We start from the raw sequence: 23,910 nt of genomic DNA, 5'->3' as shown, positions 1-23,910 counted from the left end.
CCTCGATCCGATTCGGGACGGATCCCACCCGGGCACCATTCGGGCGAGCACGGGGCCCAGGGGACGCTCGGGTTGCCGGCGCGCGCCCCTCGCGCGCGATCAGCCGACCGAGGGGAAGTCGAAGACGTGGTTGTCGCGTCCGGCGGTGGCCGCCAGCGCATGGAAGGCGCGATGCTCGAAGCGCCAGCGGGTGTCGACCCGGCGGTAGCGATCGTGATAGACGCCGAAGACGCGGGTCCATCGACCCGATGCCCGGTCCTGGCGCATCTCCACCATGAAGTTCCGGCCCGTCGCCGTCCCCTCCGACGCCTGGATCTCGAAGTGGGAGTTCAGGAAGACGAGCTGGAAGAACTCGAAGCCCTCGATCGCCTCACCGATGAAGTCGCCGAGCGCGCGGGGCCCCTCGACGACGAGGGCCTGGCTCTTCGACGGCGTAATCTCGATCACCGCATCGTCCTGGAAGAGATCCGTGAACTCGCCCCAGGCCCTGCGGTTGACTGCATCGGCGTAGGCAGCCAGCAGCCTCTGGATCGCGATGCAAGCCACGGTTTCCTTGAGCTCGCGTTCATCGACAGTCATGACGCCCCCTTCTCTTCCCGATCGCGGATCGACCCACCCGAGCGTACCACCCGCCAGGCCTGGCGATGTCGGTCATCGATCGATCCTGGCGATCCGCCCAGAGCTTGCCAACATCATCGGAGCCCTCTTCCCCACCCGTTCCCCATGCAGGAGACTCCGATGAATCCCCTCGAAGAGATCGAAGCGATCCGCCAGCTCAAGTACCGCTATCTGCGCGCCGTCGACTGCAAGCTCTGGGATCTGCTCGCCAGCACCTTCGCCCCGGACGCCGTCTCCGCGTACGACGGTGGGAAGAACGCCTATGAGGGACGAGACGCGATCGTCGCCTGGCTCCGCGACGCGATGGAGAACGAGCTGGTCACGATGCATCAGGTCCACCACCCCGAAATCCGACTGACCAGCGAGACTGCCGCGACCGGCACCTGGTATCTCGAGGATCGCGTCATCAACAACGGCCCAGCGCTACCCGAGATGCCGGCTCGATCGATCCTGACCGGCACGGCCTTCTATGCCGATGAGTACGTGAAGCGCGACGGCGAATGGTTGATCCAGAAGACCGGCTACGAGCGGATCTACGTCGACCTGCGGCCCTTCGAGCCGGGCGACCTGTTCGAGAGTCGCTGGACCCGGGCCTGAGTTCGGGCCTTCGCCGAGTCCCAGCGGTTCGTGGCGGTCAGCCCTCCTCGGCCACGGCCACGACCCTCTCCGCGAGCAGTCCCTCGATCTCGACCGGCGAATAGCCGAGCTCGGCGAGGAGCGAACGCGTCTCGGCGCCGGCCGGTCGGGCGCCGCGCAGCTCGGCCGGGTGATCGTTCGTGAGCGGCGCGCCGTAGCGTCGATATCCGCCCGCCATCGATTCGGCGACGTCGACGACGACGCCCTGCTCGAGGGCCCAATCCTGCTCGAAGAGCCAGGTCCGGTACGTGCCCGCGTCCGCCCGCATGCAGGCGACGCCTCGCGCCGAGAGCTCCGCCTCGAGCGCGTCGGCGTCGCGCTTCGCGATCGCCGCGCCGAGCGCCTCCACGAGCGCGTCGGCGTTTCGCTCACGCGCTTCGGCGTTCGCGAAACGATCGTCCGTCGCGGCCGTCTCGAGCCCGAGCGCCGCACACAACCGCTCGAAGTCCCGCTGCTGTGGCGCCGCGACGAATACCCAGCCCGTCGCGGCGGGATAGAGACGGTAGAGCGGCCCGTAGCCGTCGAGCTCCGCGTCCACCTCTCGCGACGGAGGCCGCCCCGCGAACGCCACGAAGTCCGGCGACATCATCATGGCGTTCGAGAGCATCATGCGCGTCTCGAGCTCGATGGCCTCCCCCGTTCTTTCGAGGTGATAGAGGCCCATCGCCGTCGCGGCGGCCGCCGTGACCGCCGAGTTGAAGTCCGGGTTCGCTTCGTTCGCGAGCTCGAGCCGTCGCGACACCTGCGCGCGTTCTTCGTCCGAGAGCACCGCATCGGGCGGCGGTGGGCAGCCCGCACCCGCCTGCGCCCAGGCGCCACCCGCGACGGCTCCACCCGTGACGTGAAAGGCCGGGGCCGGACTCTTCGGTCCGCGCGAGCCGTAGGAGCCGTTGTACAGATAGACGAGGCTCGGATTCCTCTCGGAGAGCGTCGCGAAGTCGATACCGAGTCGTTCCGGGACGCCGGGTCGGTAGCTGTGGAGGACCGCGTCAGCACGCTCGGCCAGGCGATGCACGATCTCGGTCGCCTCGGGTCGCTTGAGATCGAGGGCCAGACTCTCCTTGCCCTGCACGATCTTGAACGCGACCGGTCCCGTCGTGCGCATCGGATCGCCTTCGAGCGGCTCGAGCTTGATCACGCGCGCGCCGAGCTCGGCGAGCTGGGTCGCCGCAAAAGGCAGGGCGATCCACATGCCGAGCTCGAGCACGGTCACGCCCGCGAGCAGACCTGCTCCGACGTCGTCCCCGGTCGGCTTCGCTTCGGGAACGTCCGCCGCCGGCGGTCCCGAGAAGGCCACCGTCGCCTCCGCTGCGCCGGGTGCGGACCCCGCCGGCGCGAGCGGGCGGGAAGGCACGTCGAAGAGGGGACCGAGCTGCCGCGTCGGTCGCCCTTCCGCGTCGGCGACCAGGGCGACGTCTCCGATCGCCTCGAACTGCGCGTGGGAGAGCGCTTCACCCGGCGCGTGGAAAGGCTCCGCGGAGAGGTTCCGCTCGTCGGCGAAGATCGCCTGCCACTCCTGCCAGGTCTTCTCCCGGATCTTCGCCTGCACGAGATCGCGGTGGTGCCGCTTGAGCGCGGGATCCGCCGTGGGCGACATCGCGTCCAGGTAGGCGATCTCGTCCTCGAGCCCGAGGACGCGCAGGAAGTCCGCGAAGAGCGCGGGACCGTTCTGCGCGAACTGGATCCAGACCCCGTCGCGGGTGCGCGCGACGCTGTAGGGCAGGAAGGGCACGTCCTCCGTGCGAAGCGGCGGCGGGCCACCGGGCATCCATCCCGTCAGGTCGTAGACCGTGAGGGCCCGGGCCATGCTCGTCTCGATTCGCTGACCGCGCCCGCCGTTCCGCAGCCGTTCGCGCAGCGCCCCGAACACACCGGTCAGGAGCGCCATCGCCGCGCCGTAGGTCGGCACCATCGCCGCCGCGAACGCGGGACGCGTTCCGCCGTGCATGGGCGAGAAGTCGTACATCCTTCCGCCCCGGGCCTGCATGACCGCATCGTAGACCGGCACGTCACGGTAGGGCCCGCTCGGCCCGAAGCCCGTAAGCGTTGCATGGACGAGATGGTCGGCGCCGTCCGCGAGGTGCTCGTAGCCCAGCTGCAGGCGATCCAGGCTCGCCGGCTTCATTCCGAGCAACACGACGTCGGCCGATCGGACGAGCTCGAGCATCCGGTCGTGCCCGGCCGGCACGGCGAGATCGAGCTCGCAGCTGCGCTTGCCCCGGCCCCACATCGCGAAGCCGGGCTCGTGCCGAAGCAGGCTGCCGCCCGGCTTCTCGATCGAGATCACTTCCGCGCCCGCGTCGGCCAGCGTCATGCCCGCCAACGCGACCGACAGACTCGACCCGATCTCGACGACTCGAAGCTCCGACGCGATCCCCGAACCAGTCCTCATGGGCGCCCTCCCCGGGCCCGCTCGGGGCCCGGTCCAGAGCGTACCGGGAAAGACGGCCTGCGGGCCGCGACGATGAACCGGCCCTCACCGACGGCGACGCGCCCGCGGGCAGCAGCTGCTCGACGCTCAGTGCGAGCCGCGTCGCTTCCAGCCCGGCACGCAGCGGTTCGGTCGGGCCGTCGATCCCCGCGGATGGCGACTCGGGTCGCGGTCCTGATGCGCGTGGCCTCGATCGCGGAGGCGAACGCACTCCGCGGACACGGGCCGTACCTCCGCGATTGCAGTGCCTGTCACGGCGCGGAGGCCGATGGGCAGGGGCCGGTCGCGAACGCGCTGACGCCGCCGCCCCCGGCGCTGACCCGGCTCCGCTCGAAGTACGGGCACCCATTGGGGACCCGATTCGTCGCCTACGTGCCGGGGACGACGATGCCGCGGGCCCAGGGAACCAGCGACATGCCCGTCTGGGGCAGGAACCTCGCGGGCGAGGACGGCAGCGACGGCGAGGCCGTCGGTCTCATCTGGCGCGTCGCCAACGACCTGCAGTCGGTCCAGGAGCGGTAGCGGCCCTTCCGGGCGCAGCCGAAGAAGAATCGTCGGCTCTGTGCCCCGGAGACCACGCTAGGTTCTGGCCGCGGAGGTCATCGGTCGGTCGTGAACGCGCGTGGCGTCATCCTCGGATTGTTCGGAATCCTCGCCCTCGGCGTTGCGGTCGCGCTCCTGCGACCGTCCGCGCCCGAAGCGCCCGCGGGCGACGCGGCGCCGCGGCCCGGTGCGGCGACAGAAGACGGCGCTGGGACCCGCGGCCTCGGCGCGACTCGCGAAACGAGGTCCGCAGACGACTCGGCGGCCGAAGCCGCCATCGCCCTCGACCCGGAGGCGGAGCTCGAAGCCGCTCGAAGCCAGCTGGCCGGTGCGCGCGAGACCCTCCGCGAGGCCGAACGCCAGCTCGACGAACTCGAGCGCGAGGTCGAAGCGGTCGAGCAGTTCGTCGAGAACATCGAGGAACGCGGCGAGGACCCGGCGCGCTACGCCTTCGAAGGCATGGATCAGCTGAACCCGATCATCGAGCGCTACGAAGCGCGCTTCGCGAAGGTCGTCGAGGCGGAGGAGGCCCTCGCCGCCGCCGAAGCGCGCGTGGGTCGCGCCGAGGCCGCTGTCTCGCGGGCCCCTGCATCGGAATAGACGCGCCGCAGCGGGCCGATGCGCTCACGGCCGGTCCCCACGAGAACGCCCCGCGCCGCACTCCCGGGTGGGAGCAGCGGGCGGGGCGTCGTGGGACCCGGACTCGCTCAGGCGAGCGGATCGGGGCGAGGCCCGATCAGGGACAGGGCGCGAAGGGGCGCGAGGCCGTCGTGCCGCGAGAGAAGCCGCAGCCGAAGAGCGGGTCCGCGACCGTGGCCGGATCGAGGATGTCGTCCCCGGCCGGACGCACGCCGTCTTCCACCCAGCTCACCATGTCGTCGAAGCTCTCGATCAGCTCCTCCGGCGAGAACTCGCAGTGGCCGATCGCGCGCGTCGCGCGGCTGACCAGATTGTGCGAGCGACCGCGAGACGCGGCTTCCTCGGCGTAGATCTGCTGCATCTTGAAGGGCACGAAGAGATCGCCCGTCGTGTGCACGGAGACGACCGGGATGTCGACCCGGCCCGTGATGATCGGCACGCGGCTCACGCGCAGGAACTGAGGCGGATTGACACCCGGGTCTCGCGCGACTCGCAGGATCGCATCGTTGAAGGCCTGCTCCTCGGCGGAGACCGCCGGGTCCGCATCGAGCTGATAGGCGCGATCGGTGTTGTCGAAGATGTTGCCCGACACGATCCCGTCGAGGGTGCCGTCCGCGCCGGCGAAGCTGAAGAGCAGCTGCTGGAAGAACGGGAAGGCCGCGTCCCCGAGCGGCCGAGGACCACCCGAGATCTGCGTCGTGAACGTGCGGAGCTTCTCCCCCTGTGCGTTCGGGATCGCCGCGGCGCCGTTGGGACCGAGGAGTTCCAGCGGGTTCAGGTAGAGCGCCGAGATCGTCGGCAGGAAGATCCGGTCGAAGTAGTCGGGGGGCGGCGGAAACTCCGACGGCGCGCCGGCGAGCGTCTCGGCGGCGTAGGCGAAGTCGCCGAAGTAGTCGAAGAGGGCTTCGTCGCCCATCACGCCGCAGAGCGGGTTCGCACCGTCGTACTTGACGCCACCCGAGAATTTCCCGAGCAGGTCGACGATCCGGCGGCAGAAGCGACCGCGTCGGCCGTCTGGACAGGCGAAGTTCGGGAACTGCTCGATCGCGGCCCCGATCACGTGCCCGCCCATCGAGAAGCCCGTCATGTAGATCCGATTCGGCTCGGCGATGTTCGCCTTGAAGAACCGGACCAGGCTGTTCGTGCTCTCGACGCCGGCACGCACGTCGTAGTAGTTCCTCGAATAGCTCGACGCGAGCCAGGCGTAGCCGTTGGCGAGGAGGTACTCGCGGAGCGGCGGGTTGTCGACGGTCAGCTCCGGCGACTCGCCGCGGAAGCCGTGGGTATAGACGACGAGATCGCCGTTCCAGGCCTCCGGCACCTCGATCCGATAGCCCGCCCCCTCGTCGATGCCCCAGTACTGCTGCGCGGGCAGGAAGGGAACCGGGTCGAAGGGAAGCTTCGTCTCGTCGACGAAGAATTCGCGCGTGTCCTGGGGGACTTCGACTTCCTGCTCGAACCAGGCAGACGCGGTCGTCGCCCAGCTCAGGCAGAGCAGAAGGGTCATCGTCAAAATCGATCGCATGCGGGTCGGTCTCCTCGGAAGCTGGATCGAGGCATCATGACCCGATTCGCGTCGCGGAGTCCAGCAGGAAATGGGGGACGCGAGTACCGTTTCCCGCAACCGGGAAGCGCGTTCCGGGACGCCGGGGACGGTTCGAGGCCGAATGCGACCGCGCGCGATCGCCCGCACGCGCGCGCCCGACGAGGGGCGGTGGATGGACGCGGGTATCGGGCCGCACTTCGCCGCCGCGAGGCCCTCAGGCGAGCTAGGACGATCCCGGAGACGGGTAGCCCGCGGTGAATCCGCCGTCGGCGACGAACTCGGAGCCGGTGCTGTAGGAGCTGTCGTCCGAGGCGAGGAAGGCCGCGAGCTTCGCGATCTCACGCGGCGTCCCGGTCCGTCGCATCGCCGCATAGCGACGCGTGTGCTCTTCGATCATCGCCTCGATCGGCGCACGATCCTGGCCGGGCTCGGAAGCAAGCAGCGTATGCACGTGCCCCGGATGAATCGAGTTCACACGAATGCCGAGGGGCGCGAGCTCCATCGCGACCGCCTTGGTCATGCCGCGGACGGCCCACTTGCTCGCGATGTAGGAGATGATGCCGGTCGCACCGACCAGGCCGTCGATCGAGGAGATGTTCACGATCGAGCCGCCGCCCCGGGCCGTCATCGGTTCGACCGCCGCGCGCATGCCCAGGAAGACGCCCGTCTGGTTCACCTCGGTGACGCGCCGATAGCTCTCGAGGGTGGTGTCTGCGAAGGCGGATCCCTCCGCCGTGCCGGCGTTGTTCACGAGCACGTCGAGGCCCCCGAACGCCGCCACCGTGGCCTGCATGGCCGCCGCCCAGCTCTCCTCGCTCGTGACGTCGAGGGTCACGACCTCGCATCCCGACCCGAGCTCGTCGGCCGCCGCGCGGGCCTCCTCGATCAGCAGATCGCCGATCACGACCTGCGCTCCCTCCTCGTGGAACTCCTCGACCATCGCGAGACCCAGCCCGCGCGCGCCGCCGCTCACCAGGGCCACCTTGCCATCCAATCGTCCCATGCCGGGCTCTCCTCTCGGGATCGTCTCGCGTCGCCGCGCTAGCGAGCCGAAGCCGTGCTCACGCGACCGCTTCGGGCTGCAGGACCTCGCCCGGACGGGCGTCGGTGAATCGGCCGTGGTCGAAGGTCACCTCGCCGTTCGCGACGGTCAGTCGGACGGGGCCGGGCGCCCGGGTCCAACGCCAGGTCGTCCCGCCCTTGCCGTCGGGCACGTCGTAGGTCTTCTCCTGGGGACGCATCTCGACCTCGTCGAGGGAGAAGACGGTCACGTCGGCGCGCTTGCCGGGGGCGAGCTTCCCGCGATCCGCGAGCCCGAAATGATCAGCGAGCTTCCCGGTCTGGACGTGGACCGCTTCCTCGACGGTGATCAGTCCGTTGCGCACGTAGTGGTCGAAGAGCATGAGGTTGTAGCCGATCCCGCAGAACATCTGACCGTGGGCCCCGGCGTCGCTGATGTTCCCGACCGAGCGCGGATCGCGCATCAACCGAACCACCATCTCCTCGTCTTTCTCCCAGGGCGGCATGGTGACCGTCGAGGCCACCCCGTTCCGCACGAACCACTCGGCGAGGGCGTCGGAGCAGTGGACCCCGAGCTCTTCCGCGAACTCGCCGAGGGTCACACCGATCGGTCCGACGTCATTCGCCGAGTTGTCGAGGACCGTCCCCTGCGGCTTCGGGAAGGGCGAGATCGGGTTCGCCTCTTTGTCCCAGGAGTGTCGCGCGCGGGCCCGCCACTCGGGATCCTTCAGCAGCGCGAGCTTCGCCTCTTCGCTCTCTGCGGTCACGACTTCGTGCCACACGTAGTCGTTCGACTGCGCGAAGAGGAGCGAGTGCTCAATCGACGCGACCGTCGTGATCGGGACGTGCATGTAGCCGGTCCAGATGTCGCGACCCTCGGCACCGAAGCGCTCGTGCAGCTCCGCGAGCGGCGCCTGGAGGCCGAAGTCCCGCTGCCACTGCAGCGTCGGCACGCCGGCCCACTGCATCCGGATCGGGAGCCGGTCAGAAAGCCGCGCGAGCCGCTCCGTCGATTGCTGCGCCGTCATCCGCATCAGGCTGTCCACGACGACCTGGAGGGTCACGCCGGGATGGCGCGCGAGTACGGCGAGGAGCGCTTCGAATTCGGCGTCGTCGGCGTGGAGCGAGGGCACGGGACGATCCTGTCCGTCGTGATCCATCAGGTTCGTGGAGAGTCCCATCGCGCCCGCAGCGAGCGCGTCCTCGAGCAGCTCGGCCATCCGGGTGATCTCGTCGGGCTTCGCGGGGCGCTCCCAGGCGTCGAGGCCCATCGCGGCCAGCCGCAAGGCGATATGGCCCACGAAGGCGCCGAAGTGGATCGGCGTCTTCACGTTCTCCTCCATCGACCGTCGGTACTCGGACCACGTCCGCCAGTCCCAGGGCAGATGGCTCTTGAAGGGGCCTTCGGGAAAATCCTCGAAGAACGAGAAGATCTTGATCACCTCGTCGCGGACCTTCGGGTCGTCGTGGGCCGGCGCGAGCGCGAAGCCGCAGTTCCCACCGATCACGCTCGTCACGCCGTTGCCGGGAAGCGGCGCGAGATCGGACTGCCACCACATGACGCCGTCGAGGTGGGTGTGGCTCTCGATGAAGCCCGGGGAAACGATGCAGCCGGCGGCGTCGACGACGCGCTCACCGGGCGCCGGCGCGAGGTTCGGGCCGATCTCGGCGATCGAAGCACCCCGGATCCGGAGGTCGGCTTCGTAGGCGGGGGCGCCGCTGCCGTCGACGATCCTGCCGCCGCGAATGAGGAGTTCCTGGTTCTCTGCCATGTCTCGTCTCGTCTTTCTCTGATCTCGCGCGTATCGCTCGATCCGGCCTAACCGACGTCGAAGGCGTCGGGGTCGATCGTCTCCGTCATGTTCTTGAACTCGGTCATCGAGAAGGGCCACTGGGTCACGACCCGCCCCGACGCCGAACGGTAGTAGCCGTTCACCTCGTGGTTCCAGACCGAAACACCCGCGATCGCCTGCTGGATCCTCGCGTTGTAGGCCTCCTGGGCCTGCGGCTTCACGTCGACCCATCGCAGATCGGATGCGGCGAGCCGTTCCACGTGACGAAGCACGTGGTTCGTCTGGTGCTCGATCATCTCGAGGATCGATCCGTTGTTGGTGTTCGGCCCGTAGAGCATGAAGAGGTTCGGGAAGCCCGCCGTCGTGATTCCCAGATAGGCGTGGGCACCGTCGTCCCAGGCCTCGTCGATGTGCCGTCCGTCCCGCCCGGTCACGTCGAGAGCGGACAGGTACTTCGTCGCGGAGAAGCCCGTCGCATACACGATCAGGTCGACCTCGCGCTCGCGACCGTCGGTGGTCCGGATGCCGGACTTGGTGAGGCACTCGATCGGCTCGGTCACGAGCTCGAGATTCGGTCGATTGAAGGCGGGGAGGAACTCGTTCGAGAGCAGCGGGCGCTTGCAGCCGTAGGGGTGCTGGGGCCGCAGCTTCTCGCGCACGACCGGATCCTCGACCTGCTCGAGCGCTTCCATGCCGATCCGTTCCATCTCGGCGAGCTGCGCGGTGTCGCCGAAGGTCATCCCCTCGTCGACGGAGCGGTAGACCTCGTCGCGCTGGGCATCGAGGAGCGTCGGGTCCGCGACGAAGGCCGCGAGCTGCTCTTCCGTATAGGGCTGGTCGTCCTTCGGGAGGACCCAGTTCGCCGTCCGCTGGAAGACGTGGACCTGCTCGGCCTCCTTCGCGATCTCGGGCACGAGCTGGACGGCGCTGGCCGCGCTCCCGATCACGCCGATCCGCTTGCCCGCGAGCCGCACGTCCCAGTCCCAGCGCGCCGAGTGGAAGGCGACACCCTCGAACGCGTCCCGCCCCTCGATCTCGGGATAGGTCAGGTCGTTGAACATCCCGACGGCCGAGACGACGACCTCGGCCTCGTGCACGTCTCCCGAGTCGAGTTCGAGCCGCCAGACCGCCTCGTCTTCCAGCCACGCGAGTCGCTTCACCCCGTTGCCGAGACGACAGTGCGGAAGCAGGCCGTACCGATCCGCGACCCCTTCCATGTATTCGAGCAGCTCGGACTGCGGGGCGTAGGGCCGCGGCCAGTCGTATTTCTTCTCGAACGAGAAGGAATAAAGGAAGGAAGGCAGGTCGACGGCGCATCCGGGGTAGCGGTTGTGGAACCAGGTTCCCCCCACGCCCTCGGCCTTGTCGAAGATCGCGAAGTCTTCGAAGCCGGCCTCCTTGAGACGGATGCCCATGCAGAGGCCACCGGGGCCGGCGCCGACGATCGCGACGCGGATCGTCCGTTCGGAGTTCGTTTCGGGGGACATCGGTCGGGCTCCTCGGGGGCGACGCGCGCGGGCACCGCGCGCACCGGCGGATGACTTCCATCGTGCTCGCCCCGAGACTAAACCCAACCTGATTACTTTGTCAATCCGAGTTGCCTTCCGTGTCACCCACGTTACCGTTGCGCCATGCCTCGAGCTGCCGCCCACGCGCCGACCGGGCCCGGAGCCGCGTTCGCCACGGATGTCGAGCGCTATCGCGACAACTGGGTGCGCCACCTGCTCGGGATCGCGCACGATCTCGAACGACGGGTCGTGACGCGCCTCGCCGTCGAGGGCGGATACGCGCCGCTCCGCGCCAGCCAGGGCCCCGTTCTCTCGCTCGTCTGGAACGAACCGCGCCCCCTGATGCAGCTCGCCCAGGCCCTGTCGATCAGCCGCCAGGCGTGCACCAAGCTGGTCCAGTCGATTGAGCAGTCGGGGTACGTCGAGCGCGTCGACGGAGAACGCGCGCAGCAGGTGCGACTGACCCGCCGAGGGAGACAACTCGTTCGGGAGGCGGTCCGAATGATCCTGGAAGCCCAGAGCGCGTACGCGGACCGCGTCGGAAAGGCCCGTCTCGACCGATTCATCACCGCCGCCGCGTCCGTCTTCTTCGACCTCGGCCTCCACGAACAGACGGACCCGACGCTCGGAGAGACGGCGCGCCGATCGATCGGCGTGCTTCCCCTGATCGCCCGTCGCGTCGAAGAAGAGCTTCGTGAGACGACGCGCGCGAAAGGACACGACGTTCTCCAGCTCTCTCATGCAAGACTCATCGCGTTGATCGGACACGAGGGGGCGCGTGTCTCCGAGCTCTCGCGGCTTCAGGGCGTCAGCCGGCAGGCGACCAGTGCGACGGTCCGGAGCATCGAGACGCTCGGGTACGCGCGCCGCGAAGCCGACGAGAGCGACGGCCGGGGCGTTCGCGTCGTTCTCACGCGCCGTGGCCGGACGTTGATCGGGGACTCGCTCAGCGCGCTCGACGAACTCGAGGGACGCTTCCGAGGGATCCTCGGCACCCGACGTTGGCGCGACCTGCGCGACGTGGCGGCGGACCTCCATGCCACGCTGCTCGCCGAGGACGAGACGCTCGATGTGGCGGTGGCGGCGGCGACGGGCCGGATCACGCCCAGCGAGCCCGAGCTTCGTGGCGTCGCCGAGCGCCTCGTAGAACACCTCGGCCCAGAGGCTTCGAGCCGACTCGGCGACCTCCTGCGCGTCGCCGCGGACGCTCGCCGCGCATGACGAAGCGGCCGGCATCGGCGACCATCGAGAGATGAGCGAACTCCGCCCGCCCCGCTTCGAGGGCGCGTTCCACCTGAGCGACGGACGCGACCTCGGATACGCCGAATACGGCCCCGCCGTGGGTCGTCCCCTGATCTGGTTCCACGGCACGCCCGGCGCCCGGCGCCAGATCGCACCCCGCGCGCGACAGCTCGCCGACGAGCGCAACGTCCGCATCCTCGCGATCGAGCGCCCGGGAATCGGCGCCTCGACGCCGCACGCCTACACGAACGTGGGCGAATGGGCCGCAGACATCGAGCAGTTCTGCGACGCCAAGGACATCGACCGCTTCGCCGTCGCGGGCCTCTCGGGCGGCGGACCCTACGCGCTCTCCTGCGCACACCGCATGCCCGACCGCGTCGTCGCCGCGGTCGTGCTCGGCGGCGTGGCGCCCTCCGTCGGCGAAGACGCGGCGGAGGGCGGTGTCTCTCCCCTCGTGCGCCTCGCGCCGGACCTGCTGCTACGGATGCGGTCGCCGCTGAACAGGGTTCTGACCCGACTGGTCCGCGTCCTCGAGCCGTGGTCCGACGAGGCGGTCGATGCCTTCGCCCGGTTCATGCCGGAGGGCGATCGGGAGGTCTTCCGAGACCCCGCCATGCGCTTGATGTTCATCGAAGACCTGCAACGCGGCGCCCGTCGCCAGATGCAGGCGCTCGTCCACGATGCCTCCCTCTTCGGGCGCCATTGGGGCTTCTCCCTCGACGAGATCGAGGTGCCGGTCCATCTCTGGTACGGCGACGCCGACAACATCGTCCCGGTCGAGCACGGAGAGCATCTCGCAGAGCGGATCCCGGGGGCGGTCTTCAAGCGACGCCCGGGCGAAGGGCACCTCGGCGGGCTCGGCGCCGCGGAGGAGCTGATCGACGCGATGCTCGACCACTGGCCGGACGAGGACGAATAGGCGGACCGGGCCGCAGCGCGCGATGGCTCGTCGGGCCGCGCCGTGTCACGCTCCCGCGGACGCCCGTCCCGGAACCGGGACGCGAGGGCGACCCAGGATCGAACGGCACAGGGAGCGCAAGGAGTGGAACGAACAGCTTCGACGCAATCGCACACGAAGGCGGCACCGCCCCCGGTGCGTCTCGGCTGGCTCCTCTGCGCCCTCCTCGCGCTGGCGCTCACGGGCGGGGTTCCGAACGCGGCGACCGCCGCCGATGAGGCGGCGCCCGCCGAGGAGAGCGGGCCGGAGACGCTCGGCGACCGACTCGACCGCCTCGAAGAGACGCGACGGTCCCGCCTGGCCGAGGCGGCCACCGTCGACGCGGACGCCCTGAAGGCCTCCGCCTTCGACGCCCGCGCGCTCGAGAGACGCGGCCTCGAGCTTCGGATGAAGGCCTTCGAAGCGTTGCGGGAGCAGGCCGAGCTGATCGACGAGTCGGCGAACGACCCGACCGCGGAGCGGGAGAAGGCCTCTCTCCTCGCGCGACTCGACGAGGCCGAGGCCCAGCTCGGACTCGACATGAAGAATCAGCGCGCGCGCATCCGCGAGCTCAGTGACGCGTCGGCGACCGCAGAGGGAGACGCGCTCGCGAGCGCCGTGAACCGCCTCGAGCGCGCAGAGCAGACCGAAGTCGAGCTCCTCACCCTCACCGTCGATCTCGTCGAGCTCGATTCGCGCCTCGGCGCCCGGCCGGCGAAGCAGGAGTGGCTCGCGGCGGGCGTCGCGAGCGAGGTCCGTCTCGTCACGAGCCGGATCGGCCTCCTACGCGACCGCGCCGACGATCTCGCCGCTCGCGCCGATCTGGGCGGCGCGCCACTCGCCCCCTCACCCGACGAGTGGGCGATCCGCACGCGGATGGAAGGCTCGATGGATCGCCTCGAGGCCCTGCTCGACCTCATGCCGCGCCTCGGCCTCGACGACGCGCCCTACCGGCAGATCCTCGTCACCTCGAGCGGGGAGATCACGCTCGACGCCCTCGACCGGGACGTCGCCGGCGACTTGATCAGTCAGTGGATCTCGAATCTGCGCGGGGGGCTCGTGGAGAACGGCCCCGGGCTCGCCTTCCAGGCGATCGTCTTCGGCGTGATCGTCTTCGTCTTCCTCTGGCTCTCGCGCCTCGCCCGTCGCGTGGTCGCGCGCGCCGTCGAAGCGCCCCACCTCCGCTTCTCCCAACTGCTGAAGCGGATGCTCGTCTCCTTGAGCTCGGGCGCCGTCCTCGCGTTGGGCTTCCTGATCGCCCTCTCACAGCTCGGGATCGAGATCGGCCCCATGCTCGCCGGACTCGGGATCGCCGGCTTCGTCCTGGGCTTCGCCCTCCAGGACACCCTCGGCAACTTCGCCGCGGGCATCATGGTCCTGATCTATCGCCCCTACGACGTGGGTGACATGATCGACTGCGCCGGCGGCGTCTTCGGCAGGGTCAACGAAATGAGCCTCGTCTCGACCACGATCCTGACGATCGACAACAAGACCCTGATCGTGCCCAACAGCAAGATCTGGGGCGACGTGATCACCAACGTCACGGCCCAGCGCATCCGCCGCGTCGACCTGGTCTTCGGCATCGGATATGCCGACGACATCCCGAAGGCGGAAGGGATCCTCGCGTCGATCGTGGCCGACCATCCCATGGTGCTCGGCGATCCCGAGCCCGTCGTGAAGCTGTCGGAGCTCGGCGACTCGTCGGTCAACTTCATCGTCCGTCCCTGGTGCGCCCGCGACGACTACTGGGACGTGTACTGGGACGTCACCCGCGAGGTCAAGCTGCGCTTCGATCGGGAAGGGGTGTCGATCCCGTTCCCGCAGCGCGACGTGCACTTCTACGCCGAGGCGGGGGCCCGGGCGGAGACGGCGTCGGAGGGGTAGCGCTTCCTATCCGCGCGCCGCGGCTGGCGCGAACGCCCGCCCTGCCCCCGGAGCACGTCGACGTCTCGGCGCGTCCGGTCGCATCGAGACGATCTCCCGGTTGCTAGGCTGGGCGGCGGGTCCCGAGCCGAACCCGGCTCGCCGACGGGAGGATCCATGCGCGTTGCGGCGCTCTCATTCGCTTTCGCTCTCGCGCTCAGCAGCTGCGCGACGCAGACGGCCGATCTCCACGGCCGTGCGCAGCGCGCGCTCGCCGCCGGAGACACCGAGGAGGCCGAAGCCTTCCTGGAACGCGCCGCGGAGCGAGGCGACCCCCTCGCCCAGCTCGATCTGGGCCTCGTGTACGCCCGAGGCTCGGACGACGCGCACGAGCGGGCGCGTGCAGTCGAGCTGTTTCAAAGCGTGGCATCGAACGAGACGGCTTCTCGCACCCTTCGGAACGCCGCGGAGGCCGAGCTCGCGGCGATTCTGCTCGATCCATCCCTCGGACACTACGCGCCGGACGAAGCGCGCCGCATGCTCGAAGGAGGCGTCGCACGGGGCAGCGCACCCGCCCGGCACGCGCTCGCCAAGATCTACGAGCTCGGCCGCGGCGTCCCCGTCGATGCCCGGAAGGCGGCACGCCTCTACGAACGAAACGTCGAGGAGGGCTTCGCTCCTTCCATCTCTGCACTGGGTGTCCTTCATGCGAATGGAACCGGTGTCCTGCTCGATGACCCGAAGGCGGTTCGACTCTATCGACGTGCGGCCGAGCTCGGCGATCGCGAGGGCCAGTTCAATCTCGGCTGGCGCTACCAACTGGGAAAGGGCGCCGTTCGATCGCGCCGCAGAGCGATCGAGCTCTACGAACTCGCCGCAGCGCAGGGGCACCCGGGGGCGCGTGTCCGCGCCGGCGAAGTCCTCTGGCTGCTCGATCGTGGTGCGGAGACGGACGCCAGGGCGCTGCGCTGGCTCGAGCTCGCGGGCGCATCGAGCGACCCCGCGAACTTCCTCTGGATCGGACAGCTCTTCGAGGGGGGCGCCGACGGTCGAGGGCGCGTGGACATCGCGCGCGCGGAAGCCTGGTACCGCAAGGGCGTGGCCGCAGACGACCCGGCCAGTATGATGGCCCTCGCTGCCTTGCTCCTCGAGAAGCGGGAGCCGGCGACCGAGGCCGCGGACCGGGAAGCGCTCGACCTTCACGAACGCCTGGCAGCGTCCGGCCTGCCCGCGGCGCTCGAGGCCCTCGCGTTGCACTACCAGCTCGGGCGCGGCGTCGAACGCTCCGCCGAGAAGGCCGCCTCGCTACGGCAGCGCGCCGCCGAGCTCGGCGACGGAAAAGCGCTCTACGTCCTCGCCGAGGAGGCGATCGACGCGAACGACCTCGCCAAGGCCCGCGTCTACTACCAGGACGCCGCCCGACAGGGATTCATCCCAGCGCTCGACCGTCTCCTCGCCCACGAATTCGCCGGCGTGTTCGAGGAGCACTCGGGCCCCTGGATCGACGAACGACTCCGCGAAGGGGCGAACTCGGGCAACGTGGTGTTGTCCCGTTGGCTCGCCTATCGACTCGAACGCGTCGCGACGACGGAGGCCGACTGGACCGAGGTCGTCCGCCTGCTTCGTTTCGCGGCGAGCGGCGGAGACGCCCTGGCCGTGGATGCCCTCGTGAGCCTCGAGGCGCGCGGCCTCGCGCCTCGGATCGACAAGGCGGAGCTGCGCCGATGGGCCCGCGTCGCCGCCGAGTCCGGACATCCTGAAGGAATGGATACGCTGGCCGCAGTTCTGATGCGGGAAGCGAGACCGTCGAGCCGCCAGGAAGGCTGCATGTGGGCCGAGCGTGCCCTCGCAGCGGGTTCGCGCCGAGGCAAGCTCCTCGTCGGACTGTGTCTGGTGCGAAACGGGATCGCGGATCCACGCACGGCAGATTTCGAGCGAGCGCACCGGCTCCTTGGAGAGGTGGCGGCAACGGGCGAAGCGCAAGCGAACGAGGTCCTGGGCGACCTGTACGTCACCGGGCGAGGCGTGCCCGTGGACTTCGCCCGGGCCGTGACGTACTACCGGGTTGCCGCCGAGGCGGGGCTCCCCCTTTCGCAGAACAATGTCGGGTACGGGATGCTCCGTGGCGACACGGGCCAGGTCGACGTGTCGGGAGCGCTCCCGTGGCTCGAGAAGGCGGCGGCCCAGGACTTCGCGTTCTCGCACGGACTCCTCGCGCGCATCTACGCGGACGGGCTCGGAGGAACGCCGCGCGACCCCGCCAAGGCACGCCGACACGACGAAGCTGCTCGACGCGGGGGATACGTCGAGAGCGCAGAAGTCCGGCGTGTCCTGGAAGCGCTCGAGCGTGATCGGTAGGCGCAGGCCCGAGGTCCCGCCGCGCGACCGGCGAGCAGAAAACGATCGCCTCTGTGAACGCCTTCACGGCCCCGCTCGAACCCGCTTCGTAGCCTGAAGGCAATCCGTCGGCGCTCCCTCTTCGGGACGGAGAGCGTCGGCATCGTCTACCCGGATCCACCCGGCGGCGCGAGCGAGCGCGCCGGTGCGGACGGGTGGGAGAGGTGACGTATGCAAAGTGTGCAATCCGGATCGAAAAAGAGACCGACGTCCGTCGTCGGTCGGTGGCGGGTCGTGATCGGCCTGCTGGCAGGCAGCCTCGTACTCATGGCCTCCGCCGCCCAGGCGCAGGTCGACATCTCGGTGGGCGACATCCGGGTCAGTCAAGCGATCCAGGACGACGCGAACTCGATCAGGCTGATCTCCCAGCGGAGCACGGTCATCCGCGCGGAAGTGAACGTCTCCGGCACGGTCGTCCCCGTGACGGGCGTGAACGGCCGCCTGCACGTCTTCGTGAATGGGAGCGAAATCACGCCCGTCGCGGGCCTCGCACCGATCAACGGCCCGATCACGGCGACGATCTTCTCGAACTTCGCGAGCGAGAACGGCACGCTGAACTTCGAGCTGGCGGCGCCCACGGGCATCGGACCGTCGACCGACGTCGACTTCTTCGTCGAGCTCGACCCTGCCGTCGGCGAATTCAACACCGCAAACAACACGGGCTCGCTCCAGAACATCGAGTTCGAGCGGCGATGCAACCCGAAGATCTACTACACGCGGGTCAACTGGCTACCGGGGGGCCTCGGGCTCCCCGAGACGTCGAAGATCGAGCCCGGCGTCGGTGACGCCTTCGTCCGGGGCATCTTCCCCTTCCAGGACGGAGACGCGGGTCTCTATACCCAGGGTCTCTTCCCGTCGGCCAACTTCTCGGACGACGCGGACGGCGACGGCGTGATCGACGGCTCGACCGACGGCGCCGCCCTCGTGGACTTTCTCGAGAGCTGCCGTCAGCTGATCGTGAGCGCCGGCCTCGGGGCCGACGACCGGACCTTCCTCTACGGCTGGATCAAGGACAATCCGACGACCGGGAACGGCCGGGCGACGATTCCCGGCTACGCGGCCTGGGGCAACACGCAGGACAGCCGCTCCCAGCGGACCTTCGCCCACGAGCTCGGCCATCTCTTCGGCTACTCCCACAACAACCGGACCCTCGACGAGCTGGGCTGGGACGTGACCGCCCGGCTCGACGGCAACCCGACGACGAACAACGTCAGCGGTCGCCTCAAGGATCTCGAGCGGAACGACATCATGGTGCCCGGGCTGCTCAGCAACCAGGCCTGGGTCGACACGACGACCTACGACCTGATGCTCGACGACCATACCGTCCAGTGCACCGCCCCGGATCTGTCCCGCTACATCGCGGTCATCCAGGGCATCTTCGATCCGCGTGGCTTCGAGCTGGTTCGACTGAACCCGATCTTCCGCTACCCGTGGCCGTCGCCGCCTACGCCGCCGGAGTTCCAGCGCGGTCCGTTCACGCTTCGACTGGTCGACGAGTTCGGCGAGGAATACGTCCAGGAGTTCGACGCCACTTCCTTCACCGAGGATCCGCAGGGCCCCGAGACGGAGTTCGGTGCCTTCCAGGTGAGGGTCCCCGTGAATCCGGAGGCCCGGATCGTGAGCATGGAGATCTACAACGGACAGGGGCTCATGGCCGCGCGCGAGGCCTCGGAGTCGCCGCGGATCGAGATCCGATCCCCTCAGCCCGGGGAAGCGCTGGGCGAGACGACGATCATCGAGCTCGAGATCGACGATCCCGACACGGATCCCGAGGAGATGATGATGAACGTCGCCTACAGCCCGGACGCGGGCGAGACCTGGGTCCCGCTCGCCGTGCAGCTGCCCGGAACCACCCGCGAGTTCGAGGTCAACACGACCGAGATCCAGATGGCCAAGGCGGACGGCATGATCCGGGTCTTCCTCAGCGACGGACTGAACACGGTCTCGGCGGACGTCGAGGACCTGACCACGGAAGCGGCGATCTACGACGCGCCGGAGCCGGGGTTCGGCCTCGGACTCCTCGGGGCCGCGGCGGCGCTTGCGCGGATCGCGCGTCGCGGACGTCGCTAGGGCCCGCGCGAACCGCACCCGACCACGGACCCGAGCGGAGGCGAGGAGACTCGCCGTCGCTCGGGTCTCGTGCGTTCGGCGTCCGGTCGACACGGCGACGCAGGAACGGAAGCGGTGTGCACCGCGACACGCTCGCGGGCGCTAGCATGGAGGAGCGCGTCCGAATCCTGCCCGCGGAGGAATACGCAGATGACCGGGGAACTCGAGAACGGCGACGGCTTCGTCGCCATCGACGAGGCCGAGTGCACGCAGCTCCTCCGTGAGGAACGCATCGGCATCCTCGGGATGCTCGTCGACGGCGAGATCGAGCAGCGCCCCATCAACTACGCCATCCACCGCACGGAGGAACGGATCCGCCGGTCGATCGACTCACTCTCGGGTCGCCGGCTCGAGCCGCGCAGCGGCTCGGATTGAGATCGCATGGGAGGATCGCCCGCCATGGCCCGCGCCCTCATCGGACTCGCTCTCGTACTCTGCGCGTGCGCGGGCTCCGGAACACCCGGCGAGCCGGTCTTCCTTTCGGACGACACCGCGAGCGAGACGAACCTGCCCTTCTCCGAAGCCGTCCGTACGGGTGGGCTGCTCTTCGTCTCGGGTCAGATCGGGGCCGCCCCCGGCTCGCTCTCGGTCGTGCCGGGCGGGATCCAGGCCGAGACGCGGCAGGCCCTCGACAACATCGCCGCGGTCCTGGCTCGCCACGGCTCCTCGATGGACCGGGTCGTGAAGTGCACCGTCTTCCTTGCGGACGTCTCGGAGTGGGCGGACTTCAACGAAGTCTACGTCGGGTACTTCGTCCCCGGCGCGTTGCCCGCGCGCAGCGCCCTCGGCGCCAACGGACTCGCCGCAGGTGCCCGGGTCGAGGTCGAGTGCATCGCGGCCGCGGGCCCCTAGCCGTCGACGCGAACGCCCTGTCGCCGCGTCCGCCGCGTCGCCGCGAGCAACAGGCCCCCGAGCGAGAGCCCCGCGCCGAAAGCCGGCTCCGGGACCACGTACGGGTTCACGGGCAGCGCCGCCTGCGCCGCTGCGGGTCCCGACGCCGAGACCGCCGGGAACGGCCCGCCGATCAGCCCCGAGACGAGCTCGGCGTCCGCGCCCACGACCTCGGCGCCGATCGCGACGCCGAGCGCGGACCAGCCGCTCGCGGTGTTGTTGATCCGGTTGTTGGGCGGGCCGGTCGGGAAGACCTCACCGAAGCTCGACACGTCGCAGGCGAAACCGAAGGGAAAGACCGCACCGACGGTCGTCGAGATCGTGTACTCGGCCTGGTACGGCGGGAGGAAGAGCCCGTTCTGGATGAAGATCCCGAACTCGAGCGAATCGAAGTAGCGGTTGTCGGCGGGGACGATCCCCTGGACGCCTGCGGCGGTCGAGGTGCAGTCGGCGGACGCCGTCGCCAGGGAGAGCGAGCTCTGCGCGCTGGCGGTGTAGGCCAGATCGACGACGAAGCGGACGTCCACGGGCGTCCCGAACGGGAGCGTCGACGAGGTCACGGTCAGGTCGTCGAACCAGCTCACGCTCGCACCGCCGCCGGAATCGAAGATCCGATTGTCGCCGGGACCGTTCGAGATCGAATCGAAGCCACCGCTCACGCCGAGCGCGCCGATCGGGAGATCGTGGTCGGTGATCGCGCCGGAATCGATGAGCGGCATCTCGGGGACGATGTTCGCACCGTTGGCTTCGACGAGTCCGGTGGACCCGACCGGCCCGGGGGCGAAGCCGGACACGCTGTCGTCGGTCAGCGTGACGTTGCCCGATCGGATCGACGCGTTCGCGACGCGGCTCAGGAGCTGGATGGCGAGGGCGTCGCTCGCGACCAGGAGGCCGAGAGCGAAGGCCCCGATCGGAAGGGTACGGCGTGAAAAGAGCGGGAGGCGCATCGGATGGGTCCTTTCGGAGGTTTCGAGGAATACTCGACCCTCCGTGCACCCGCGACCGTGAAGCCGTTCACACGACGTAGATGCGTGCGCCTTTCCGCCTGATCGCCGGACCCGTGCGCCTCAGTCCCGCAGATCGACGTCCATCCCGTCGATCCGCGCGAGGCGGACCAGGAGCTCCTCGACCCGCGCGCTGTAGCCGTATTCGTTGTCGTACCAGGCCACGAGCTTCGCCATCCGGCCATCGAGGACCTGCGTGAGCGGTGCGTCGAAGAGGGAGGAGTGGGTGTCGCCGATGATGTCGGAGGAGACGATCGGCTCGGTGTTGTAGGCGAGGATCCCGCGGAGGGGGCCCTCGGCGGCCTGCTGGACCACCCGGTTCAGGCTCTCGACGGTCACGTCGCTCTCGAGCTCGACCGTCAGATCGATCACGCTCCCGTCCGGGACTGGCACGCGCATCGCGAGCCCGTCCAGTCGCCCCGCGAGCTCGGGGATCACCTCGCCGATCGCCCTCGCGGCCCCCGTCGAAGTCGGCACGATGTTCGTCGCGGCGTTGCGCGAGCGGCGCAGGTCGCTCGCGTGGGGGGCGTCGATCAGACGCTGGTCCGAGGTATAGGCATGGACCGTCGTCAGCAGCCCGCGGCGGATCCCGAACGCGTCGTTCACGACCTTCGCGATCGGGGCGGCGCAGTTCGTCGTGCAGCTCGCGTTGCTGATGATCGTCGAGTCCGCGTTCACGACGCCGTCGTTCACGCCCATGACGAGGGTCGCATCGAGGGGGTCCTTGCAGGGGACCGTGAGGACGACGCGGCGGGCGCCGGCGGCGAGGTGCTGCTCGAGCTGTTCGAGGCGTCGGAAGGCGCCGGAGCTCTCGATGACGTAGTCGACGCCGAGCTGTTTCCACGGGAGCTTCGCCGGGTCCCGCTCCGAGAAGATCTCGAAGGGGTCGCCGTCGATGTTCATCCGTCCCTCGTGAAGGTGGACATCGCCCGGGTAGCGGCCGTGGATGCTGTCGAAGCGAAAGGCGTAGAGCAGAGATTCGGGCGGCGCGATGTCGTTCACGGCGACCAGGTCGAAGTGGCCGCGGAGCTTCGCGATCCGCGCGATCGTTCGTCCGATCCGTCCGAAGCCGTTGATCGCGATCTTGGGAACCGACACGAAGCCTCCTTCTTTCCGGGAGCGCACGGGGAGTCTACCGCGCCGGGCCAGGCGTCCGCCCGGAGGAAGTGGACGTCGAGCCCTCGATGTCCCGCCGCACGGCTCCGGATCGGCATGAGATGCGCAGGTTCGATCTCCTTCTTGCCGTGCTCCCGATCACGCCGCGGTTGTGACACGCGACCGAAAGCAGAGCCTCCCCCACGAATCACACGATCCGCGAGGCTCGGCATGCCCCTCTTCAGCCGACAGATTCCCTTCGACCGGAAGCGCCTGCTCGAGCGCGCCGGCCAGCTCGAATCGGGCTGGCGATGGCGCCGGGCGCTCACGCTCTATCGTCACGTGCTCGCTGCCGAGCCCCACGACCCCGAGCTGCACGCACGAATCGCACCGCTCCTCGCGCGATCCAACCGTGGCTACGAGGCGCGCGAATCGTTCCGCATCGCGCAGGCAGGCTTCAAAAGACAGGAAGATGCGAAGCAACTCGAAGCCACCTATCTCGCTGCTTCGATCGCGCTCCCCAGGGATGCCGACGTCGCTCGGACCCGCGCTCGCTTCGAGCATTCCCAGGGGCGTCCCGACGTCGCGATGCGGATTCTCGTCGAGGTCAGCGATCGCATCGCACGCCGACGGCGGGGCGAGGCCATCATCCTGCTCCGCGAGGCCAACCAGATCGAATCGCGTCATCCAGCAGTCCTGATCCGGCTCGCGCGCCTGCTCTTCCGCGACGGTCAGCCCGCCGAAGCGCTCTACTGGCTCGACCAGCTCGAAGGTCGCGCGTCGATGGACGAGCTCCTTCGTGCACGTCGCCTGCGGCTCCGAATCGACCCGACCTTCCGGAACCTCTGGGCCTGGCTCCACGGGCCTCGGCAGGACGGGGCGTCCCGCGGTCGGCGCCCGAAGATCGAGCTCGCCTGACCTGCGAATCCCCGGCCCGCTCGCATGCAAACGATGTGCAATCACCCCTTTCTTCGACGCATACCGGGTGTGATTGACATCATGGTAAGAAAGCGACGGGCCGACGAGGACGGGTAAGGAATCTGGAGGACCCCCCAATGCCTCGATCACGGAACCACGACAGCAGGTCCGCGGGAATGCGAATCGCCGTCGCGTCGATTGCGGCTGCGCTCGTATTCGTGGCCGCGCTTCCCACTTGGAGCAGCGACGCACGCGGCAAGGCCGACGTGCAGAGCCTCGATCAGCAGGTGCAGGACATCAAGTCGGACGTGCTCGCCATTGCCGCAGAGCTGCGTGCGCTCGAAGAGCAGTTGCTCCATCCCTCGAGCACCCAGGTCTCGGTCTTCGTGGAAGTCGGTACCGACCAGGACGTGAAGGTCGATGCGACCCGCGTGTGGATCGACGGCGAGCCCGTCGCCCAGCACGTCTACACCCACCGGGAACTCGAAGCGCTGCGCAACGGCGGCGTCCAGCGGATCTACACCGGAAATCTTCGCGAGGGCGCGCACACGCTCCGCGTCGAGGTCGAAGGACGACGGACCACCACCGGCCGCTTCGCCACGAGCGAAGAGTTCGTCGTAGAGAAGGCCGTCGGCCCGAAGAAGGTCGGCGTCACCCTCAGCGACTCACTGACCGGCGGCGCGCAGGTCGCGATCGCGGACTGGTAGACGACCATGTTGG

At 69.1% G+C, this 23,910-nt stretch carries 20 protein-coding genes; 12 read left to right on the top strand and 8 right to left on the bottom strand.

Annotation, left to right across the window (positions count from 1 at the left end; translation table 11 throughout):
• Positions 1-99 precede the first annotated feature (99 nt).
• A complete protein-coding gene (locus NXI30_20605; GenBank protein MCR9096631.1) occupies positions 100-579 on the bottom strand; it encodes a nuclear transport factor 2 family protein in 480 nt (159 codons plus the stop codon).
• Between the two features lie 159 nt (positions 580-738).
• Here NXI30_20605 and NXI30_20600 point away from each other — a divergent pair, with 159 nt between their 5' ends.
• A complete protein-coding gene (locus NXI30_20600; GenBank protein ID MCR9096630.1) occupies positions 739-1,215 on the top strand; it encodes a nuclear transport factor 2 family protein in 477 nt (158 codons plus the stop codon).
• 37 nt (positions 1,216-1,252) lie between these two features.
• On the opposite strand, the gene NXI30_20595 is transcribed toward NXI30_20600, so the two are convergent.
• Complete coding sequence (locus tag NXI30_20595; GenBank protein MCR9096629.1) at positions 1,253-3,646, bottom strand: CoA transferase; 2,394 nt, start codon at positions 3,644-3,646, stop codon at positions 1,253-1,255.
• Positions 3,647-3,838: 192 nt separating this feature from the next.
• Between NXI30_20595 and NXI30_20590 the strand changes: the two genes are divergently transcribed.
• Positions 3,839-4,207 (top strand): hypothetical protein, encoded by a 369-nt coding sequence (locus tag NXI30_20590; GenBank protein ID MCR9096628.1) that lies wholly within the window; start codon positions 3,839-3,841, stop codon positions 4,205-4,207.
• Positions 4,208-4,297: 90 nt separating this feature from the next.
• A complete protein-coding gene (locus tag NXI30_20585; protein ID MCR9096627.1) occupies positions 4,298-4,828 on the top strand; it encodes a hypothetical protein in 531 nt (176 codons plus the stop codon).
• A 136-nt stretch (positions 4,829-4,964) separates the two neighbouring features.
• Here NXI30_20585 and NXI30_20580 read toward each other — a convergent pair whose 3' ends face one another.
• The 4 genes from NXI30_20580 to NXI30_20565 all read right to left on the bottom strand — a co-directional run bounded on the left by NXI30_20580 (position 4,965) and on the right by NXI30_20565 (position 10,713).
• Complete coding sequence (locus tag NXI30_20580) at positions 4,965-6,392, bottom strand: alpha/beta hydrolase (GenBank protein MCR9096626.1); 1,428 nt, start codon at positions 6,390-6,392, stop codon at positions 4,965-4,967.
• A 244-nt stretch (positions 6,393-6,636) separates the two neighbouring features.
• Positions 6,637-7,416, bottom strand: a complete 780-nt coding sequence (locus NXI30_20575) for a glucose 1-dehydrogenase (GenBank protein MCR9096625.1) — start codon at positions 7,414-7,416, stop codon at positions 6,637-6,639.
• A gap of 58 nt (positions 7,417-7,474) precedes the next feature.
• Complete coding sequence (locus tag NXI30_20570; protein ID MCR9096624.1) at positions 7,475-9,205, bottom strand: amidohydrolase family protein; 1,731 nt, start codon at positions 9,203-9,205, stop codon at positions 7,475-7,477.
• 47 nt (positions 9,206-9,252) lie between these two features.
• A complete protein-coding gene (locus tag NXI30_20565; GenBank protein ID MCR9096623.1) occupies positions 9,253-10,713 on the bottom strand; it encodes an NAD(P)/FAD-dependent oxidoreductase in 1,461 nt (486 codons plus the stop codon).
• Between the two features lie 144 nt (positions 10,714-10,857).
• Between NXI30_20565 and NXI30_20560 the strand changes: the two genes are divergently transcribed.
• The 7 genes from NXI30_20560 (at position 10,858) to NXI30_20530 (ending at position 20,134) form a co-directional block, all read left to right on the top strand.
• Positions 10,858-11,955: a MarR family transcriptional regulator gene (locus NXI30_20560; GenBank protein ID MCR9096622.1), complete on the top strand. Its 1,098-nt coding sequence runs from the start codon at positions 10,858-10,860 to the stop codon at positions 11,953-11,955.
• Between the two features lie 31 nt (positions 11,956-11,986).
• A complete protein-coding gene (locus tag NXI30_20555; protein MCR9096621.1) occupies positions 11,987-12,895 on the top strand; it encodes an alpha/beta hydrolase in 909 nt (302 codons plus the stop codon).
• A 123-nt stretch (positions 12,896-13,018) separates the two neighbouring features.
• Positions 13,019-14,797, top strand: a complete 1,779-nt coding sequence (locus NXI30_20550; protein MCR9096620.1) for a mechanosensitive ion channel — start codon at positions 13,019-13,021, stop codon at positions 14,795-14,797.
• A 156-nt stretch (positions 14,798-14,953) separates the two neighbouring features.
• Positions 14,954-17,134: a hypothetical protein gene (locus NXI30_20545; GenBank protein MCR9096619.1), complete on the top strand. Its 2,181-nt coding sequence runs from the start codon at positions 14,954-14,956 to the stop codon at positions 17,132-17,134.
• Positions 17,135-17,407: 273 nt separating this feature from the next.
• Positions 17,408-19,243, top strand: a complete 1,836-nt coding sequence (locus NXI30_20540; protein ID MCR9096618.1) for a hypothetical protein — start codon at positions 17,408-17,410, stop codon at positions 19,241-19,243.
• A 189-nt stretch (positions 19,244-19,432) separates the two neighbouring features.
• Entirely contained in the window at positions 19,433-19,657 is a 225-nt protein-coding gene (locus NXI30_20535) for a hypothetical protein (protein MCR9096617.1), read from the top strand.
• Between the two features lie 24 nt (positions 19,658-19,681).
• On the top strand, positions 19,682-20,134 hold the full coding sequence (locus NXI30_20530) for a RidA family protein (protein ID MCR9096616.1): 453 nt from the start codon (positions 19,682-19,684) through the stop codon (positions 20,132-20,134).
• Here the strand turns inward: NXI30_20530 and NXI30_20525 are convergent.
• Both NXI30_20525 and gap read right to left on the bottom strand, forming a co-directional pair.
• Complete coding sequence (locus NXI30_20525; GenBank protein MCR9096615.1) at positions 20,131-21,120, bottom strand: hypothetical protein; 990 nt, start codon at positions 21,118-21,120, stop codon at positions 20,131-20,133. The genes NXI30_20530 and NXI30_20525 overlap by 4 nt on opposite strands.
• A 120-nt stretch (positions 21,121-21,240) precedes the next feature.
• Positions 21,241-22,275 (bottom strand): type I glyceraldehyde-3-phosphate dehydrogenase, encoded by a 1,035-nt coding sequence (gene gap, locus NXI30_20520; GenBank protein MCR9096614.1) that lies wholly within the window; start codon positions 22,273-22,275, stop codon positions 21,241-21,243.
• A gap of 228 nt (positions 22,276-22,503) precedes the next feature.
• On the opposite strand from gap, the gene NXI30_20515 reads away from it, so the two are divergent.
• Together NXI30_20515 and NXI30_20510 are read left to right on the top strand one after the other, a co-directional pair.
• On the top strand, positions 22,504-23,190 hold the full coding sequence (locus tag NXI30_20515) for a hypothetical protein (protein ID MCR9096613.1): 687 nt from the start codon (positions 22,504-22,506) through the stop codon (positions 23,188-23,190).
• Between the two features lie 176 nt (positions 23,191-23,366).
• Positions 23,367-23,897 carry a hypothetical protein gene (locus NXI30_20510; GenBank protein ID MCR9096612.1) on the top strand — a complete coding sequence of 177 codons (531 nt, stop codon included), beginning with the start codon at positions 23,367-23,369 and terminating at the stop codon, positions 23,895-23,897.
• The last annotated feature ends 13 nt before the right edge of the window (positions 23,898-23,910 follow it).

Source organism: bacterium (genome assembly GCA_024742285.1).
Classification (GTDB): Bacteria; Myxococcota_A; UBA9160; order UBA9160; family UBA4427; genus UBA4427.
This window is presented reverse-complemented; position numbering and strand designations above follow the sequence as displayed.

Excerpts from the sequence above, each read along its gene's own strand:
- NXI30_20605 (MCR9096631.1), bottom strand. The coding sequence starts at position 579 with ATGACTGTCGATGAACGCGAGCTCAAGGAAACCGTGGCTTGCATCGCG.
- NXI30_20600 (MCR9096630.1), top strand. The coding sequence starts at position 739 with ATGAATCCCCTCGAAGAGATCGAAGCGATCCGCCAGCTCAAGTACCGC.
- NXI30_20595 (MCR9096629.1), bottom strand. The coding sequence starts at position 3,646 with ATGAGGACTGGTTCGGGGATCGCGTCGGAGCTTCGAGTCGTCGAGATC.
- NXI30_20590 (MCR9096628.1), top strand. The coding sequence starts at position 3,839 with ATGGCGACTCGGGTCGCGGTCCTGATGCGCGTGGCCTCGATCGCGGAG.
- NXI30_20580 (MCR9096626.1), bottom strand. The coding sequence starts at position 6,392 with ATGCGATCGATTTTGACGATGACCCTTCTGCTCTGCCTGAGCTGGGCG.
- NXI30_20575 (MCR9096625.1), bottom strand. The coding sequence starts at position 7,416 with ATGGGACGATTGGATGGCAAGGTGGCCCTGGTGAGCGGCGGCGCGCGC.
- NXI30_20570 (MCR9096624.1), bottom strand. The coding sequence starts at position 9,205 with ATGGCAGAGAACCAGGAACTCCTCATTCGCGGCGGCAGGATCGTCGAC.
- NXI30_20565 (MCR9096623.1), bottom strand. The coding sequence starts at position 10,713 with ATGTCCCCCGAAACGAACTCCGAACGGACGATCCGCGTCGCGATCGTC.
- NXI30_20560 (MCR9096622.1), top strand. The coding sequence starts at position 10,858 with ATGCCTCGAGCTGCCGCCCACGCGCCGACCGGGCCCGGAGCCGCGTTC.
- NXI30_20555 (MCR9096621.1), top strand. The coding sequence starts at position 11,987 with ATGAGCGAACTCCGCCCGCCCCGCTTCGAGGGCGCGTTCCACCTGAGC.
- NXI30_20545 (MCR9096619.1), top strand. The coding sequence starts at position 14,954 with ATGCGCGTTGCGGCGCTCTCATTCGCTTTCGCTCTCGCGCTCAGCAGC.
- NXI30_20535 (MCR9096617.1), top strand. The coding sequence starts at position 19,433 with ATGACCGGGGAACTCGAGAACGGCGACGGCTTCGTCGCCATCGACGAG.
- NXI30_20530 (MCR9096616.1), top strand. The coding sequence starts at position 19,682 with ATGGCCCGCGCCCTCATCGGACTCGCTCTCGTACTCTGCGCGTGCGCG.
- NXI30_20525 (MCR9096615.1), bottom strand. The coding sequence starts at position 21,120 with ATGCGCCTCCCGCTCTTTTCACGCCGTACCCTTCCGATCGGGGCCTTC.
- NXI30_20515 (MCR9096613.1), top strand. The coding sequence starts at position 22,504 with ATGCCCCTCTTCAGCCGACAGATTCCCTTCGACCGGAAGCGCCTGCTC.
- NXI30_20510 (MCR9096612.1), top strand. The coding sequence starts at position 23,367 with ATGCGAATCGCCGTCGCGTCGATTGCGGCTGCGCTCGTATTCGTGGCC.